General features: G+C 51.8%; 22 protein-coding genes. 16 read left to right on the top strand and 6 right to left on the bottom strand.

From position 1 onward, the window contains the following. Nucleotides 1–4 precede the first annotated feature (4 nt). The 10 genes from secY (at nucleotide 5) to PGH32_RS24270 (ending at nucleotide 5725) form a co-directional block, all read left to right on the top strand. Nucleotides 5–1336, top strand: a complete 1332-nt coding sequence (secY, locus tag PGH32_RS24315; RefSeq protein ID WP_056232419.1) for a preprotein translocase subunit SecY — start codon at nucleotides 5–7, stop codon at nucleotides 1334–1336. Between the two features lie 32 nt (nucleotides 1337–1368). Continuing rightward, nucleotides 1369–1485, top strand: coding sequence for a 50S ribosomal protein L36 (gene rpmJ / locus PGH32_RS24310; protein ID WP_004160566.1), 117 nt, complete (start codon nucleotides 1369–1371; stop codon nucleotides 1483–1485). Between the two features lie 146 nt (nucleotides 1486–1631). After that, nucleotides 1632–1988, top strand: coding sequence for a 30S ribosomal protein S13 (gene rpsM, locus PGH32_RS24305; RefSeq protein WP_105595761.1), 357 nt, complete (start codon nucleotides 1632–1634; stop codon nucleotides 1986–1988). A 16-nt stretch (nucleotides 1989–2004) separates the two neighbouring features. Next, on the top strand, nucleotides 2005–2394 hold the full coding sequence (gene rpsK / locus PGH32_RS24300; protein ID WP_034899652.1) for a 30S ribosomal protein S11: 390 nt from the start codon (nucleotides 2005–2007) through the stop codon (nucleotides 2392–2394). Nucleotides 2395–2427: 33 nt separating this feature from the next. Next, nucleotides 2428–3048, top strand: coding sequence for a 30S ribosomal protein S4 (rpsD, locus tag PGH32_RS24295; RefSeq protein ID WP_105595760.1), 621 nt, complete (start codon nucleotides 2428–2430; stop codon nucleotides 3046–3048). Nucleotides 3049–3073: 25 nt separating this feature from the next. Continuing rightward, the gene (locus PGH32_RS24290; RefSeq protein ID WP_034899656.1) at nucleotides 3074–4063 is read left to right on the top strand and encodes a DNA-directed RNA polymerase subunit alpha; all 990 of its coding nucleotides are present in this window, start codon (nucleotides 3074–3076) and stop codon (nucleotides 4061–4063) included. A gap of 40 nt (nucleotides 4064–4103) precedes the next feature. Continuing rightward, a complete protein-coding gene (gene rplQ / locus PGH32_RS24285) occupies nucleotides 4104–4490 on the top strand; it encodes a 50S ribosomal protein L17 (RefSeq protein ID WP_003850180.1) in 387 nt (128 codons plus the stop codon). A gap of 124 nt (nucleotides 4491–4614) precedes the next feature. Continuing rightward, on the top strand, nucleotides 4615–4986 hold the full coding sequence (locus PGH32_RS24280) for a DUF1992 domain-containing protein (protein ID WP_314425298.1): 372 nt from the start codon (nucleotides 4615–4617) through the stop codon (nucleotides 4984–4986). Continuing rightward, entirely contained in the window at nucleotides 4986–5417 is a 432-nt protein-coding gene (zntR, locus tag PGH32_RS24275) for a Zn(2+)-responsive transcriptional regulator (RefSeq protein WP_337895394.1), read from the top strand. Before PGH32_RS24280 ends, zntR begins: the two co-directional genes overlap by 1 nt. A 56-nt stretch (nucleotides 5418–5473) precedes the next feature. After that, complete coding sequence (locus tag PGH32_RS24270; RefSeq protein ID WP_337895393.1) at nucleotides 5474–5725, top strand: alternative ribosome-rescue factor A; 252 nt, start codon at nucleotides 5474–5476, stop codon at nucleotides 5723–5725. 3 nt (nucleotides 5726–5728) lie between these two features. On the opposite strand, the gene mscL is transcribed toward PGH32_RS24270, so the two are convergent. The 5 genes from mscL to def form a co-directional block, all read right to left on the bottom strand. After that, entirely contained in the window at nucleotides 5729–6142 is a 414-nt protein-coding gene (mscL, locus tag PGH32_RS24265; RefSeq protein WP_314425303.1) for a large-conductance mechanosensitive channel protein MscL, read from the bottom strand. Between the two features lie 131 nt (nucleotides 6143–6273). Next, complete coding sequence (gene trkA, locus PGH32_RS24260) at nucleotides 6274–7650, bottom strand: Trk system potassium transporter TrkA (RefSeq protein ID WP_105595755.1); 1377 nt, start codon at nucleotides 7648–7650, stop codon at nucleotides 6274–6276. A 62-nt stretch (nucleotides 7651–7712) separates the two neighbouring features. After that, nucleotides 7713–9002, bottom strand: coding sequence for a 16S rRNA (cytosine(967)-C(5))-methyltransferase RsmB (rsmB, locus tag PGH32_RS24255; protein WP_337895392.1), 1290 nt, complete (start codon nucleotides 9000–9002; stop codon nucleotides 7713–7715). Nucleotides 9003–9052: 50 nt separating this feature from the next. Then, nucleotides 9053–10000 carry a methionyl-tRNA formyltransferase gene (gene fmt / locus PGH32_RS24250; RefSeq protein WP_314425308.1) on the bottom strand — a complete coding sequence of 316 codons (948 nt, stop codon included), beginning with the start codon at nucleotides 9998–10000 and terminating at the stop codon, nucleotides 9053–9055. A 27-nt stretch (nucleotides 10001–10027) separates the two neighbouring features. Beyond that, entirely contained in the window at nucleotides 10028–10537 is a 510-nt protein-coding gene (def, locus tag PGH32_RS24245) for a peptide deformylase (RefSeq protein ID WP_314425311.1), read from the bottom strand. Between the two features lie 126 nt (nucleotides 10538–10663). Here def and dprA point away from each other — a divergent pair, with 126 nt between their 5' ends. From dprA to PGH32_RS24215, 6 genes are read left to right on the top strand one after another with little or no spacing between them, the layout of a single operon-like run. Continuing rightward, complete coding sequence (dprA, locus tag PGH32_RS24240) at nucleotides 10664–11788, top strand: DNA-protecting protein DprA (RefSeq protein WP_314425313.1); 1125 nt, start codon at nucleotides 10664–10666, stop codon at nucleotides 11786–11788. Further along, the gene (smg, locus tag PGH32_RS24235) at nucleotides 11760–12233 is read left to right on the top strand and encodes a DUF494 family protein Smg (protein WP_105595750.1); all 474 of its coding nucleotides are present in this window, start codon (nucleotides 11760–11762) and stop codon (nucleotides 12231–12233) included. The genes dprA and smg overlap by 29 nt, the downstream gene beginning before the upstream one ends. A gap of 25 nt (nucleotides 12234–12258) precedes the next feature. Further along, the gene (locus PGH32_RS24230; RefSeq protein ID WP_314425332.1) at nucleotides 12259–12825 is read left to right on the top strand and encodes a DNA topoisomerase family protein; all 567 of its coding nucleotides are present in this window, start codon (nucleotides 12259–12261) and stop codon (nucleotides 12823–12825) included. Beyond that, nucleotides 12809–13375, top strand: a complete 567-nt coding sequence (gene tsaC, locus PGH32_RS24225) for an L-threonylcarbamoyladenylate synthase type 1 TsaC (protein ID WP_314425335.1) — start codon at nucleotides 12809–12811, stop codon at nucleotides 13373–13375. Before PGH32_RS24230 ends, tsaC begins: the two co-directional genes overlap by 17 nt. A 7-nt stretch (nucleotides 13376–13382) precedes the next feature. Further along, entirely contained in the window at nucleotides 13383–14201 is an 819-nt protein-coding gene (aroE, locus tag PGH32_RS24220) for a shikimate dehydrogenase (protein ID WP_314425315.1), read from the top strand. Beyond that, the gene (locus tag PGH32_RS24215; RefSeq protein ID WP_314425317.1) at nucleotides 14198–14455 is read left to right on the top strand and encodes a DUF1488 domain-containing protein; all 258 of its coding nucleotides are present in this window, start codon (nucleotides 14198–14200) and stop codon (nucleotides 14453–14455) included. The genes aroE and PGH32_RS24215 overlap by 4 nt, the downstream gene beginning before the upstream one ends. On the opposite strand, the gene PGH32_RS24210 is transcribed toward PGH32_RS24215, so the two are convergent. After that, on the bottom strand, nucleotides 14425–14976 hold the full coding sequence (locus PGH32_RS24210) for a gamma carbonic anhydrase family protein (RefSeq protein ID WP_337895391.1): 552 nt from the start codon (nucleotides 14974–14976) through the stop codon (nucleotides 14425–14427). The genes PGH32_RS24215 and PGH32_RS24210 overlap by 31 nt on opposite strands. Between the last annotated feature and the right edge of the window lie 389 nt (nucleotides 14977–15365).

The raw sequence follows: 15365 nt of genomic DNA, 5'->3' as shown, positions 1-15365 counted from the left end.
GCAGATGGCTAAGCAACCGGGATTAGATTTTCAAAGTGCCAAGGGTGGTTTTGGCGAACTAAAACGCAGACTTCTGTTTGTAATTGGTGCGCTGATTGTCTTCCGAATTGGCTCTTTTATTCCAATCCCTGGTATCGATGCCACTGTACTTGCCAAACTGCTTGAGCAACAGCGTGGCACCATCATTGAAATGTTCAACATGTTCTCTGGTGGTGCTCTGAGCCGTGCTTCTATCTTTGCCCTGGGTATTATGCCGTATATTTCGGCCTCTATTATTATCCAGCTGCTGACGGTGGTTCATCCAGCGTTAGCTGAAATAAAGAAAGAAGGGGAGGCTGGCCGTCGTAAGATTAGCCAGTACACCCGTTACGGTACTCTGGTATTAGGTATATTCCAGGCGGTCGGTATTGCTACCGGCCTGCCGAATATGCCAGGAATGCAGGGTCTGGTGTTAAACCCAGGTTTTGCTTTCTACTTTACCGCTGTTGTCAGCCTGGTCACCGGGACAATGTTCCTGATGTGGTTAGGCGAGCAAATTACTGAACGAGGTATCGGTAACGGTATCTCGATCATTATCTTTGCTGGTATTGTTGCGGGTCTTCCGCCGGCCATTGGCCATACCATCGAGCAAGCGCGGCAAGGCGACCTGCACTTCCTCCTGTTGCTGTTGGTTGCAGTTCTCGTATTTGCAGTGACCTTCTTCGTTGTTTTCGTTGAGCGTGGTCAACGCCGCATTGTGGTGAACTATGCGAAACGTCAGCAAGGCCGTCGTGTCTATGCTGCGCAGAGCACACATTTACCGTTGAAAGTGAATATGGCCGGTGTAATTCCTGCTATCTTTGCCTCCAGCATCATTCTGTTCCCAGCAACCATCGCGTCTTGGTTCGGGGGCGGCACAGGCTGGAACTGGCTGACGACTATTTCGATGTATTTACAGCCAGGTCAACCGCTTTATGTGTTACTCTATGCGACTGCAATCATCTTCTTCTGTTTCTTCTACACGGCGTTGGTTTTCAACCCGCGTGAAACAGCAGATAACCTGAAGAAGTCTGGTGCATTTGTACCAGGTATTCGTCCGGGAGAACAGACGGCGAAGTATATCGATAAAGTGATGACACGCCTTACCTTAATTGGTGCGTTGTACATTACCTTTATCTGCCTGATCCCGGAGTTCATGCGTGATGCGATGAAAGTTCCATTCTACTTCGGCGGTACTTCACTGCTGATCGTAGTCGTTGTCATCATGGACTTTATGGCTCAAGTGCAAACTTTGATGATGTCAAGTCAGTATGAGTCTGCATTGAAGAAAGCAAACCTGAAAGGCTACGGCCGTTAATTCAGGCGCTTGAGAAGTTACGGAGAGTAAAAATGAAAGTTCGTGCTTCCGTCAAGAAATTATGTCGTAACTGCAAAATCATCCGTCGCGACGGTGTTGTACGTGTGATTTGTAGTGCCGAGCCAAAGCATAAACAGCGCCAAGGCTGATTTAATCGCATATTTTTCTTGCAAAGTTGGGTTGAGCTGGCTAGATTAGCCAGCCAATCTTTTGTATGTCTATGCGTTTCCATTTGAGTATCCTGAAAACGGGCTTTTCGGCATGGGACGCATAAGTTAATTAATAGGAGTGCATAGTGGCCCGTATAGCAGGCATTAACATTCCTGATCATAAACATACCGTTATCGCATTAACTGCTATTTTCGGTATCGGTAAGACCCGCTCACAGAAAATCTGTGCAGACACGGGTATTGCTGAAAATGTTAAGATCAGTGAACTGTCTGAAGAACAAATCGACATTCTGCGTGATGCAGTTGCTAAGTTTGTTGTTGAAGGCGATCTGCGTCGTGAAGTCACCCTGAGCATCAAGCGTCTGATGGACCTTGGTTGCTATCGTGGTTTGCGTCATCGTCGTGGTCTCCCAGTGCGCGGTCAGCGTACTAAGACCAACGCACGTACCCGTAAGGGTCCGCGTAAACCGATCAAGAAATAATCGGGGTGATTGAATAATGGCAAAGGCACCAGTTCGTGCACGTAAGCGTGTAAGAAAGCAAGTCTCTGATGGCGTGGCTCATGTCCATGCGTCTTTTAACAACACCATCGTAACTATTACCGATCGTCAGGGTAATGCGCTGGGTTGGGCAACAGCCGGTGGTTCCGGTTTCCGTGGTTCTCGTAAATCTACGCCGTTCGCTGCTCAGGTAGCTGCAGAACGTTGCGCAGACGCCGTGAAAGAGTACGGTATTAAGAACCTGGAAGTTATGGTTAAGGGTCCTGGTCCAGGCCGCGAATCAACTATTCGTGCCCTGAACGCTGCTGGTTTCCGCATCACTAATATTACTGATGTGACTCCGATCCCTCACAACGGTTGTCGTCCGCCGAAAAAACGTCGCGTATAACGCCCCGTTTTTTAGGAATGTTGGAGAAAGAAAATGGCAAGATATTTGGGTCCTAAGCTCAAGCTGAGCCGTCGTGAAGGCACAGACCTGTTCCTTAAGTCTGGCGTTCGCGCGATTGATACCAAGTGTAAGATTGAACAAGCTCCTGGTCAGCACGGTGCGCGCAAGCCACGTCTGTCTGACTATGGCGTACAGTTACGTGAAAAGCAGAAAGTTCGTCGTATCTACGGCGTGCTGGAGCGTCAGTTCCGTAACTATTATAAAGAAGCAGCACGTCTGAAAGGCAACACCGGTGAAAACCTGTTAGCTCTGCTGGAAGGTCGTCTGGATAACGTAGTTTATCGTATGGGCTTTGGCGCCACTCGTGCAGAAGCACGTCAGCTGGTTAGCCACAAATCTATCATGGTAAACGGCCGCGTTGTCAGCATCGCTTCTTATCAGGTATCTCCGAATGATGTTGTTAGCATTCGTGAGAAAGCCAAAAAGCAGTCTCGCGTAAAAGCCGCTCTGGAGCTGGCTGAACAGCGTGAAAAGCCAACCTGGCTGGAAGTTGATGCGACTAAGATGGAAGGTGTGTTCAAGCGTACTCCTGAACGTACCGATCTGTCTGCGGACATTAACGAACACCTGATCGTCGAGCTTTACTCCAAGTAAGGCTTAGTACCAAAGAGAGGACACAATGCAGGGTTCTGTGACAGAGTTTCTAAAACCGCGCCTGGTAGATATCGAGCAAGTGAGTTCGACGCACGCCAAGGTGACCCTTGAGCCTTTAGAGCGTGGCTTTGGCCATACTCTTGGTAACGCACTGCGCCGTATTCTGCTTTCATCAATGCCGGGTTGCGCGGTGACCGAGGTTGAAATTGATGGTGTACTGCATGAGTACAGCACCAAAGAGGGCGTACAGGAAGATATCCTGGAAATCCTGCTCAACCTGAAAGGTTTGGCGGTAAGAGTTCAGGGCAAAGATGAAGTTATTCTTACTCTGAATAAATCTGGCATTGGCCCTGTGACTGCAGCCGATATCACCCATGATGGTGATGTCGAAATCGTCAAGCCGCAGCACGTGATCTGTCACCTGACCGATGAGAACGCCGCTATTAGCATGCGTATCAAAATTCAGCGTGGTCGTGGTTATGTGCCGGCTTCTGCCCGAATTCATTCGGAAGAAGATGAGCGCCCGATCGGTCGTCTGTTGGTCGACGCCTGCTACAGCCCTGTAGAGCGTATTGCCTACAATGTTGAAGCTGCGCGTGTAGAACAGCGTACCGACCTGGACAAGCTGGTCATCGAAATGGAAACCAACGGCACTATCGATCCTGAAGAAGCGATCCGCCGTGCGGCTACCATCCTGGCAGAACAACTTGAAGCTTTCGTTGACTTACGTGATGTTCGTCAGCCAGAAGTTAAAGAAGAGAAACCAGAATTCGATCCGATCCTGCTGCGCCCTGTTGACGATCTGGAATTGACTGTCCGCTCTGCTAACTGCCTTAAGGCAGAAGCTATCCACTACATCGGTGATCTGGTACAGCGTACTGAGGTTGAGCTTCTTAAGACGCCTAACCTTGGTAAAAAATCTCTTACCGAGATTAAAGACGTGCTGGCTTCTCGTGGTCTGTCACTGGGCATGCGCCTGGAAAACTGGCCACCCGCTAGCATCGCTGATGAATAACCCGATCACAGGTTAAGGTTTCACTGAGAAGGATAAGGTCATGCGCCATCGTAAGAGTGGTCGTCAACTGAACCGCAACAGCAGCCATCGTCAGGCTATGTTCCGCAATATGGCTGGCTCTTTGGTTCGTCATGAGATCATCAAGACGACCCTGCCAAAAGCGAAAGAGCTGCGTCGTGTAGTTGAGCCGCTGATTACTCTTGCCAAGACCGACAGCGTAGCTAATCGTCGTCTGGCATTCGCCCGCACTCGTGATAACGAGATCGTGGCAAAACTGTTTAACGAGCTGGGCCCGCGTTTCGCGAGCCGTGCCGGTGGTTACACTCGCATTCTGAAGTGTGGCTTCCGTGCTGGTGACAACGCTCCGATGGCTTACATCGAGCTGGTTGATCGTCCAGAAGCTCAAGCAGAAGCTGCTGCAGAGTAATCTGTAGCTGCAACGTAAAAAAACCCGCTTCGGCGGGTTTTTTTATATCTGAAATTCCCTTCACCCATCTTTTCCCTTCCCGTTGCGCTATGCTGTTGGCCTGCCTGTCAATGGAGGCTAATCTATGTCATTGCTCGATCAGCTTGCTGAAAAACATATTCTCGCTGCCCTGCGGGAGGGCGAACTCGATAATCTTCCCGGCGCAGGTCATCCGCTGCAGCTGGATGATGACAGCCACGTTCCCCCGGAACTCCGCGCGGGGTATCGCTTGCTTAAAAATTCAGGCTATCTGCCACCCGAACTGGAGATGCGGCGGGAAGCTATTGAACTGGATCAATTGCTGAGCGGCATCGATCCACAGGATGAGAGCTATGATCTTCATGCCCGCCGGCTGCATCTGCTTGAGCTTCGCCTGAAGCAGGCAGGGATGAGCACTGATTTTCTTCGCGGCGGCTATGGTTCGAAGATTCAGCAGCGTTTTGGAGAAGAAAGCTAATGTACCGTATTGGACAACTGGCAAAACTTGCAGACGTAACGCCGGATACTATCCGCTTTTATGAAAAACAGCAGATGATGGACCATGAGATCCGAACGGAGGGGGGATTCCGACTCTACAGTGATAACGATTTGCAGCGGCTCAGGTTTATTCGCTACGGCCGGCAGCTGGGATTCACGCTTGATGCGATCCGGGAACTGCTTTCGATCCGTGTCGATCCCGAGCATCATACCTGCCAGGAATCGAAAACGATTGTTCAGAAGCGGCTGACCGAAGTCGAAGAGAGGATCGCCGAACTGCAACACATGCAGCGTTCACTGAAGCGGTTGAACGATGCCTGCTGCGGAACCGCGCACAGCAGCGTGTACTGTTCGATCCTGGAGGCGCTTGAAAAAGGAGCAATGACACCTTTTGCTAAAACAGGCGATTGAATTCTCCCTGAGCGGAGCCTATATTCATCACCGAAACCAATCAACAGGAGTTTATCGTGGCAAATTATCAGCACAGGAAGGGTGTTATCCGTGATAACGCACTTGAAGCCTTACTTACCGACCCGTTATTTAAACCCCGAATCGAAGTCAACGTTAAAGGAAAAGGAAGTTACCGCCGTAAAGAAAAACACGGCAAGAAAGGTAACTGGGAGGCCAGTGGTAAAGGCGAACTCAACCATTTACCACTGGCCTTCTGCTTTACAGGCATAAAAAAACCGTCGATTCCGACGGTTTTTTGTTTCTCATAACACTTACAGCGTTTTATTGTTCTGCGCTTTCAGCAGATCGCGAATTTCGGTAAGCAACGTTTCTTCTGCAGAAGGCTTAGGTGCCGGTTTTTCCACTTCTTTCTTCTTGTACATTCTGTTCATAATCTTGATTGCCATGAAGATAGCAAAGGCGACGATGACAAAATCAAAAATGGTTTGCAGAAATATGCCGTATTCCATGACAACGGCGGGGGCAGTACCATCGGCCGCTTTAAGTACCCAGCTAAACTGCTTAAAGTCGACGCCGCCAATCAGCAGGCCCAGTGGGGGCATGATGATATTTGCGACCAGAGAAGACACGATCTTACCGAACGCGGCACCGATGATAACACCCACAGCGAGGTCAACGACATTGCCACGCATCGCGAAATCGCGAAACTCTTTGAATAAACTCATTGTTATCTCCTTTCCTGTGCCAATTTTTAAAGTCTAACAAACCATCGTCGTTTTTCCACGATGAGATCGAATAAAGATCATTGATTAGTGTAGTTAACAGACCGGCAATGCACATGCATTGCCGCAGCAGGCTACAGGAAGAAGGGGCTCGGCTGGAACAAGCGCTCAACGTCCGGAACGAATTTCTTGTCGGTCAGGAACATAATCACGTGATCGCCCTGTTCAATGCGCAGATTATCATTAGCGATCATCACGTCGTTACCGCGCACCACTGCACCGATAATGGTGCCGGGCGGTAGCTTGATGTCATCAATGAGGCGGCCAACCACTTTGGAGGTCGTTTCCTCGCCGTGGGCGATAGCTTCAATCGCTTCCGCTACACCGCGACGTAACGACGAAACGCCAACAATGTCCGCTTTACGGACGTGGCCCAGCAGTGCCGAAATGGTTGCCTGCTGAGGTGAAATGGCGATATCAATTACGCTTCCCTGGACCAGATCGACGTAGGCACGTCGCTGGATAAGCACCATGGCTTTTTTAGCCCCCATACGCTTGGCCAGCATGGCCGACATGATGTTGGCCTCGTCATCGTTGGTGATGGCAATAAACAGATCGATCTGATCGACATGCTCTTCAGCCAGCAGTTCCTGATCCGACGCATCGCCATAAAATACGATGGTGTTCTGCAGGTGCTCGGCCAGTTCAGCTGCGCGTTGCTGATCGCGCTCGATCAGCTTAACGCTGTAATTCTTTTCGAGCCGCTGTGCCAGACCAAAGCCAATATTACCGCCGCCGACGATCATAATGCGCTTATAAGGTTTTTCCAGCCGCTGATACTCGCTCATCACCGCCCGAATATGCTGGCTTGCCGCGATAAAGAAGACTTCATCACCGGCCTCAATAATCGTTGACCCCTGAGGACGGATAGGCCGATCCTGACGGAATATAGCGGCGACCCGGGTGTCGATGTGCGGCATATGCTCACGCATTACGGAGAGCGCATTACCGACCAGCGGTCCACCATAGTAGGCTTTAACTACCGCCAGACTGACTTTTCCCTCGGCGAAATTGACCACCTGCAAGGCCCCGGGATATTCGATAAGGCGATAAATATTATCGATGACCAGCTGTTCCGGTGAGATCAAATGATCGATCGGCACGGCTTCGGGGATAAACAGCTTATCGGCATCGCGAATATAGTCCGGAGCACGAATACGCGCGATGCGATTGGGGGTATTAAACAGGGAGTAAGCGACCTGACAGGCAACCATATTGGTTTCGTCAGAGTTGGTCACGGCAACCAGCATATCGGCATCTTCTGCCCCGGCCTCACGCAGTACGCGAGGATGAGAGCCGTGCCCCTGAACGACGCGTAAATCAAACTTGTCCTGGAGCTGGCGCAGGCGAAGTGGGTCGGTATCGACCACGGTAATATCGTTGTTTTCACCGACCAGGTTTTCTGCGAGCGTGCCGCCAACCTGTCCAGCGCCAAGAATGATGATTTTCATAGTGCTTCAGTCTTTCTTATTGTTGTTCGGTTAGTGGCGCCACGTGGGCAGCGCCAAAGGGATCAGGCTTTTATTAACTTAGCGTAGTAGAACCCATCTCCACCGTCTGCCTGAGGAAAGACCTGAATTCCCGGCTGGGCCATATCGCCGGTATCAACCAGCCGGGCATCTGCATGGCTGGTGAGGAACTGGCTTATCTGCAGATGGTTCTCTTCGGGCAGTATTGAACAGGTTGCATATAGCAGCGTACCGCCTGATTTGAGATGAGGCCAGATCGCCTCAAGGATTTGCTGCTGCAGTGCCGCAAGCTCGGCGATATCCCGATCCCGGCGAAGCCACTTGATATCAGGATGACGACGGATAACACCGGTAGCAGAGCAGGGCGCATCAAGCAGGATGCGATCAAACTGCGTCTGGCCACACCATTCTGCTGGAGTACGGCCATCACCGAGTTTAACCTCAGCTTTCATTGCCAGTCGTTGCAGATTCTCACTAATTCTGGCCAGACGCTGAGCATCAACGTCAACAGCCATTACGTCAGCCTGCGGAGCGGCTTCCAGAATATGGGTTGTCTTGCCGCCCGGCGCGGCGCAAAGGTCGAGGATCTTCTCGCCGTTTTGTGGATCGAGCAGCGCAACGCAGCCCTGAGCCGAAGCATCCTGAACGGTCACCCATCCCTGGTCAAAGCCAGGGAGCTGGCCTACCGGGCAGGGGGTTTCCAGACGCAGTGCATCGGTATGCTCCGGATGAGGAAACGCCGTTTTTCCACTCTCTGCCAGCAGCGCAAGCCAGGCGTCACGGCCATGATGCTGGCGGTTTACGCGCAACCACATCGGCGGTCGCTGATTATTTGCATCAACAATCTGCTGCCACTGCGTTGGCCAGGCCTGCTTCAGGCGCGTCAGCAGCCATTTAGGGTGAAGATACTGCTGATCGCCCTGGCTCATTTGCTGCATCAGTTCTTCCTGCTGACGCTGGAACTGGCGAAGCACGCCGTTAATCAGCCCTTTGAGCTGGGGGCGTTTTAATGCAATAGCGCCCTCTACCGTTTCCGCCAGGGCTGCATGGGCTGGAATGCGGGTGAACATCAGCTGGTAAAGGCCGACCATAATCAGGAAATGGACCGCACGCTGTTTTCCCGTCATAGGGCGGGACATCAGCTTGCTGATAATCCACTCCAGCTGCGGCAGCGTGCGCAGAACGCCGTAACACAGTTCCTGCAGCAGAGCCGCATCCTTCTCACCAACCGATTTTTGTGCGGCAGGCAGCACGTTACTGAGCGACTGCCCCTGTTCGACCACCTTTTCGATAGTCTGAGCGGCAACGCAACGTAAGTTTGTATTATTTTTCATAGTGGGTTCGCAATTAAAACGACTGCCCGGGTTGGGTACCGGGCAGATTATCAGGCAATAACGCTGCCCGGGATGAACCATTCACGGCGGGAGTTGAGCAGATCCTGTGCTTTCATTGCTTTCTTGCCGGCTGGCTGCAGTTCTTCAATATTGAGCACGCCGTCGGCGGTGACAATCTGAATGCCCTGTTTATCAGCCTGCAGAATTTCACCCGGCTGGCGGTTATTCACGGCTGGGAGTACGGATGCTTTCCATACTTTTACCGGCTGCTCGTCAACGATGAAGTAGCTTACCGGCCAGGGATTGAAAGCTCGAATACAGCGTTCCAGCTGTGCGGCAGAGAGAGACCAGTCGAGGCGGGCTTCTTCTTTGCTCAGCTTTTCTGCATAACTGACCAGATCTTCGTTCTGCACTTCAGGCGTGGCGCTACCCTCGGCCAGCTGCGTCAGCGTGGTGAGCATACCGGCAGGGCCAAGGTTCGCCAGCTTGTCATAAAGTGTGGCACTGGTATCGCTGGCTTCAATCGGGCAGGACAGCTTATAAAGCATATCCCCGGTATCCAGACCGATATCCATCTGCATAATCGTTACGCCGGTGTTTGCATCGCCCGCCCAGAGTGAGCGTTGAATTGGTGCCGCGCCGCGCCAGCGCGGTAACAGTGAACCGTGCACGTTTATGCAGCCCAGGCGAGGCATCTTCAGCACGGCTTCAGGCAGGATCAGCCCGTAGGCAACAACGACCATCACATCGGCTTCCAGCTGAGCGACCAGTTGCTGATTTTCTGCCGGGCGTAAGGACTTTGGCTGAAATACCGGTATGCTGTGCTGCTCTGCCAGCTGCTTCACCGGGCTGGCGGTCAGCTTATTGCCGCGGCCAGCCGGGCGGTCGGGTTGGGTAAATACGCCAACAACCTGGTGCCCTGATGACAACAGCGCGTCCAGATGACGCGCTGCAAAGTCAGGGGTGCCGGCAAAAATGATCTTTAATGATTCGGACACATTATTCCCTTCAGTCAATCAATCTGCTCAGTCACGGGCATTCTGGCGATAAAGCTTTTCCAGTTTCTGGCGAATACGCTGACGTTTCATTGGCGACAGGTAATCAATAAACAGTTTCCCAACCAGATGATCCATTTCATGTTGGATACAAATAGCCAGCAGGCCATCAGCTTCAAGCTCATAGCTGTTTCCATCGCGGTCAAGCGCACGGATTTTCACTTTTTCCGCGCGAGGGACCAGAGCGCGTTGTTCCGGGATTGACAGGCAGCCTTCTTCAATACCGGTTTCACCGCTTTCTTCCAGCAGTTCAGGATTGATCAGCACCAGGCGTTCATCGCGATTTTCGGACACATCAATCACGATAATACGCTGATGAATATCAACCTGAGTGGCGGCCAGGCCGATGCCTTCTTCGGCGTACATCGTTTCAAACATATCATCGACGATACGTTGAATATCGGCATTTACTTCTTTCACGGGTTTCGCAACGATGCGCAGGCGCTCGTCAGGAAAATGTAATACCTGCAAGACTGACATAACTTTCCAGATTCGTGTTCAAGGGATTAAATATTTATCCCTCTTATTGTAGACATTTCACGCTGTGATTGACAGCATTCCTGGCAGGTAACCTTCAGGGGGAAGGGGCGATGTCAGGGATGAATTATGTCACCATTGGAAAGTGCATTAAGGCTGTCGGGCGTGTCCGGGTTATCCAGCTTGCAGCGGCAGTCACTGCTTGAAGCCTTATTGCAATTTAACACCCCTACGGCTGTCGATCTGGCTGGTCTTGGTTTGCGCAGCGAGCAGCGGCAGGCGTTTCTGCAGTATGACGAGAAGATCCTGGTTCAAACCGAACGCTGGCTGAATGAGGCTGAACATCACTTTATTACGCCATCCAGCCCTTACTACCCGGAGCGGTTAAAAACGATCGGCAACTTTCCCCTGATGCTGTTTATTGCGGGCGATCCGGCACTCTTATCCTCGCCGCAGCTGGCGGTTGTGGGCAGCCGGCACTGTTCCCATTACGGTCGTGAATGGGGGACCTGGTTTAGCCAGAGCCTGGCGCTGAGTGGTTTGACCATTACCAGCGGTCTTGCTCTGGGCATTGATGGCATTGCACATCGCGCAGCGCTGGCAGTACAGGGTAAAACCCTGGCCGTGCTGGGAGGGGGGCTGGAGGCTATTTATCCCCGGCGGCATCAGGGGTTGGCGCAGGAGATTATCGACAGTGGCGGTGCCCTGGTTTCAGAATTTCCGCTCCATGTGGCACCTCTGTCTCACCATTTTCCGCGGCGTAACCGAATAATCAGCGGGCTAAGCCACGGCGTGTTGGTGGTTGAAGCGACGTTGAAGAGCGGATCGCTGGTAACGGCACGGCTGGCTCTGGAACAGAACAGGGATGTGTATGCATTGCCCGGTGCTCTGGGGAATCCCGGGAGTGAAGGCACCCACTGGTTGATACAACAAGGGGCGATGCTGGTTGCACATCCCAATAATATAGTTGAGCAAATGCAAAGTGGCCTGTCGTGGATCCCTGATTTGCCAACGCCTGCAAACAATTCAGCAGAGAGCAGCAATCCTCCATTGCCATTTCCCGATGTGTTGGCTAACGTAGGAGATGAGGTTACACCTGTTGACGTCGTCGCTGAACGTGCCGGCCAACCTGTGCCAGCCATCGTAGCTAAGCTGCTTGAGTTGGAGTTAGCAGGGTGGATCGCAGCTGTACCCGGCGGCTATGTCCGATTGAGGAGGGCAAGCCATGTTCGACGTACTAATGTACTTATTTGAAACGTATATCCACAACGAAGCAGAAATGCGGGTTGATCAGGATAAATTGACTGATGATTTAACCGATGCCGGTTTTCATCGTGAAGATATCTATAATGCGTTGAACTGGTTGGAAAAGTTAGCCGATTATCAGGACGGCCTCGTCGCTCCGATTCTGCTGACTACCGATCCGCTGTCTATGCGTATCTACACCGAGGAAGAGAGTCAGCGTTTAGATGCTAACTGCCGGGGTTTCATTCTGTTCCTGGAACAGATTCAGGTGCTGAATCTGGAAACCCGCGAAATGGTTATCGAACGTATTATGGCCCTGGATACCCTCGAGTTTGATCTGGACGATCTCAAATGGGTGGTGCTGATGGTGCTGTTTAACATCCCCGGATGTGAAAATGCCTACCAGCAAATGGAAGAGCTACTTTTCGACGTCAATGAAGGAATGCTGCACTGAAGATTGCCTTCGTGTACAAAAAGTTATGAATAAAACAGCGCTTTTCGCTGTGCGAAAAAATGAACCCTGCCCCCAGTGTGGGGCAGAACTGGTTATCCGCTCCGGGAAGCATGGCGCTTTTCTTGGCTGCTCACACTATCCCGAATGCGATTATATTCGTCCCCTGAAAAGTCAGACTGACGGACATATAGTGAAAGTGCTTGAGGGACAACGCTGCCCGGTATGTGGTGCTGACCTGGCACTGCGGCAGGGACGCTATGGCATGTTTATCGCCTGTAGCGATTATCCTGAATGCGAACACACTGAAATTATCGATAAGCCAGATGAAACCACGATAGCCTGTCCGCAGTGCGCGAACGGTAAGCTGGTGCAGCGACGCTCGCGATACGGCAAAACCTTCCATGCCTGCGATCGTTATCCTGACTGCCAGTTTGCGGTGAACTTTACACCCGTAGAAGGCACCTGTGAGTTTTGTGCGTTTCCCTTGCTTATTGAGAAGAAAACCGCCAGAGGCGCTAAGCGTTTTTGTGCCAGCAAAGCCTGTGGCAAACCCGTAACAGTAAATGGTTGTGAAAATGAATCAAAAGCATGACTCCGTTGAGCTATGCATCAGACAGCTGCAGCTGTCTGCGGTCATTGCTTATCCCACCGAAGCGGTATTTGGTCTTGGCTGCGATCCCGACAGCGAATCGGCCGTCATGGCATTGCTGGCATTAAAGCGTCGACCGGTTGATAAAGGGCTGATTTTAATTGCCGGGGATTATCAGCAGCTTGTTCCTTATATTGCCGATGAGCAGCTCACCGTTGAACAGAAAGAACGCATGTTTTCTCGCTGGCCCGGGCCGGTAACATGGGTATTGCCTGCACGAGCGGACACACCGCATTGGTTAACCGGCCGTTTTAGTTCGCTCGCCGTCCGCGTCAGCGACCATCCGGACGTGGTGCAACTGTGCAGTCAGTTCGGTAAGCCGCTGGTTTCCACCAGTGCAAACCTGAGTGGATTGCCCCCTTGCCGTGATGCAGATGAAGTTCTGGCACAGTTCGGTGCCAACTTTCCCGTTCTGCGGGGGGAAACGGGAGGACGCCTCAATCCTTCAGAGATCCGCGATGTGTTAACCGGTGAATTGATTCGCCAGGGATAATAATTCTATGTCGTCTTACGTCGTATTCGGTAATCCGATTCAGCACAGTAAATCCCCCCGCATTCACCAACTTTTTGCCGAGCAAACGGCAATTCCTCATCCTTACGATCGCTTTTGTGCTCCGCTGGATGGGTTTAAGCAGACGGTGGATGAATTTTTTGCCCAGGGCGGTGGCGGTGCAAATGTCACTTTGCCTTTTAAACAACAGGCTTATGAGCTCTGTACTGAGCTGACGGAGCGCGCGGCGCTGGCGGGTGCAGTCAATACCCTGAAAAAACTGGATGATGGTCGAATCCTTGGGGATAACACCGATGGTATCGGCCTGCTCAGCGACCTGCAGCGACTGAACCTGATCAAAGAAAACGACAGGATCCTGTTGATCGGTGCTGGCGGTGCAGCACGTGGTGCGATCCTGCCGCTGCTGAATTTCAACTGCAGTATCACTATCGTTAACCGAACTCATACTAAGGCCCAGGAGCTGGTCGAAGTATTCCAGCATCACGGGGCCATTCGCGCGCTGGCGGCAGATGAACTTCTTGATGCGCAATTTGATTTGATCATCAATGCCACCTCGAGCGGGGTGGCCGGAAGTGTACCGAACCTGCCAGCGGTGCTGGTGGATAGCCGGGTTCGCTGCTACGACATGTTTTATCAGATCGGCGATACGCCGTTTCTTCTGTGGTGTCGGCAGCAGGGGGCAAGTGAAATGGCGGATGGTTTAGGGATGCTGGTGGGGCAGGCGGCACATGCGTTTAAGCTCTGGCACGGCGTTATGCCGGAGATCGCCCCCGTTATCGCTAAACTGAAACATGAGATGCTGGCGTGAATCAGGCGATACAGTTTCCTGAACGAGAGTGGTGGGATCAAGGTGTTCATGCCGTTTGCTTCACCGCTCTGGTTAACGGTTTCCAGTTAGTTTGTGCCATTCACGGCGAAGAGCTGCTTCGCCGTTATCATGATGAACCCATCGCACTGGATGCTTTTCGCAATAATCGCTGGGATATAGAAGAAGAAGCAACCCACGCGATAGAACAGCAGCAGGAAAACGATCAGGGTTGGGTCTGGCTTTCTGCGAGATAGTCGTTTTTCCAGGAGACATAGTTACTGGCTGAATAGAGCAGCCCTGCGATTTCAGCTTCCGTTAAGGGTCGGGCTTTCTTTGCCGGGTTGCCTAAATAGAGATAACCGCTTTCAAGACGCTTCCCCGGTGCAACCAGGCTGCCGGCACCAATCATTACGTCATCCTCTACAACTACACCATCCAGCAGTATTGCCCCCATACCAACCAGAACCCGATTGCCAATAGTACAGCCGTGAAGCATGGCTTTATGCCCTACGGTAACGTCTTCGCCAACGATAAGCGGAAATCCTTCCGGGTTAACGGCCGATTTATGTGTCAGATGCAGTACGCTGCCATCCTGAATATTGGTACGTTTGCCGATGGTGACCTGATTAACGTCGCCGCGGATCACCACCAGGGGCCAGATCCCCACATCGTCCTCCATGACCACGTTACCAATGATCACGCTGGTGGGATCGATCATTACCCGCTCGCCCAACCGCGGACTCACACCTTTATACGCACGTACGTTGTGACTCATAGCTACCTCACTGTTGATATCATCCTTGTAGCCTAGTGTTGGAAAGGATCCTCAGGCAAGAATTCCTGGATGAAAGAGGTTTAAAAATATGCGAAATGCCTGTTGTTTCATCGATAAGAGTGAAAGTTCGGCGGTTGGAAAAAAAGATCGCAAAAAGACTTGTGCATTAAAACGGGATCCCTATAATGCGCAACCACTGAGACGGCACAGCGGCTTACGAGTCAGCCACTCAGGAGGTTCAGGAAGTCTCTGAACCGCCGGAAAAAAACTTCTCAAAAAGAAGTTGACTCCGAAGGAGGAAAGCGTAATATACGCCACCTCGCAGCAGGAAGCCTCGGCACTGACTGCACTGCTCTTTAACAATTTATCAGACAATCTGTGTGGGCACT

It is taken from the genome of Erwinia sp. SLM-02 (genome assembly GCF_037450285.1).
Lineage (GTDB): Bacteria > Pseudomonadota > Gammaproteobacteria > Enterobacterales > Enterobacteriaceae > Erwinia.
This window is presented reverse-complemented; position numbering and strand designations above follow the sequence as displayed.

What these genes read in the sequence shown, in the direction of transcription:
- secY (WP_056232419.1), top strand. Translation starts at nt 5, where the DNA reads ATGGCTAAGCAACCGGGATTAGATTTTCAAAGTGCCAAGGGTGGTTTT.
- rpmJ (WP_004160566.1), top strand. Translation starts at nt 1,369, where the DNA reads ATGAAAGTTCGTGCTTCCGTCAAGAAATTATGTCGTAACTGCAAAATC.
- rpsK (WP_034899652.1), top strand. Translation starts at nt 2,005, where the DNA reads ATGGCAAAGGCACCAGTTCGTGCACGTAAGCGTGTAAGAAAGCAAGTC.
- rpsD (WP_105595760.1), top strand. Translation starts at nt 2,428, where the DNA reads ATGGCAAGATATTTGGGTCCTAAGCTCAAGCTGAGCCGTCGTGAAGGC.
- PGH32_RS24290 (WP_034899656.1), top strand. Translation starts at nt 3,074, where the DNA reads ATGCAGGGTTCTGTGACAGAGTTTCTAAAACCGCGCCTGGTAGATATC.
- rplQ (WP_003850180.1), top strand. Translation starts at nt 4,104, where the DNA reads ATGCGCCATCGTAAGAGTGGTCGTCAACTGAACCGCAACAGCAGCCAT.
- PGH32_RS24280 (WP_314425298.1), top strand. Translation starts at nt 4,615, where the DNA reads ATGTCATTGCTCGATCAGCTTGCTGAAAAACATATTCTCGCTGCCCTG.
- zntR (WP_337895394.1), top strand. Translation starts at nt 4,986, where the DNA reads ATGTACCGTATTGGACAACTGGCAAAACTTGCAGACGTAACGCCGGAT.
- mscL (WP_314425303.1), bottom strand. Translation starts at nt 6,142, where the DNA reads ATGAGTTTATTCAAAGAGTTTCGCGATTTCGCGATGCGTGGCAATGTC.
- trkA (WP_105595755.1), bottom strand. Translation starts at nt 7,650, where the DNA reads ATGAAAATCATCATTCTTGGCGCTGGACAGGTTGGCGGCACGCTCGCA.
- rsmB (WP_337895392.1), bottom strand. Translation starts at nt 9,002, where the DNA reads ATGAAAAATAATACAAACTTACGTTGCGTTGCCGCTCAGACTATCGAA.
- def (WP_314425311.1), bottom strand. Translation starts at nt 10,537, where the DNA reads ATGTCAGTCTTGCAGGTATTACATTTTCCTGACGAGCGCCTGCGCATC.
- dprA (WP_314425313.1), top strand. Translation starts at nt 10,664, where the DNA reads ATGTCACCATTGGAAAGTGCATTAAGGCTGTCGGGCGTGTCCGGGTTA.
- smg (WP_105595750.1), top strand. Translation starts at nt 11,760, where the DNA reads ATGTTCGACGTACTAATGTACTTATTTGAAACGTATATCCACAACGAA.
- PGH32_RS24230 (WP_314425332.1), top strand. Translation starts at nt 12,259, where the DNA reads ATGAATAAAACAGCGCTTTTCGCTGTGCGAAAAAATGAACCCTGCCCC.
- tsaC (WP_314425335.1), top strand. Translation starts at nt 12,809, where the DNA reads ATGAATCAAAAGCATGACTCCGTTGAGCTATGCATCAGACAGCTGCAG.
- aroE (WP_314425315.1), top strand. Translation starts at nt 13,383, where the DNA reads ATGTCGTCTTACGTCGTATTCGGTAATCCGATTCAGCACAGTAAATCC.
- PGH32_RS24210 (WP_337895391.1), bottom strand. Translation starts at nt 14,976, where the DNA reads ATGAGTCACAACGTACGTGCGTATAAAGGTGTGAGTCCGCGGTTGGGC.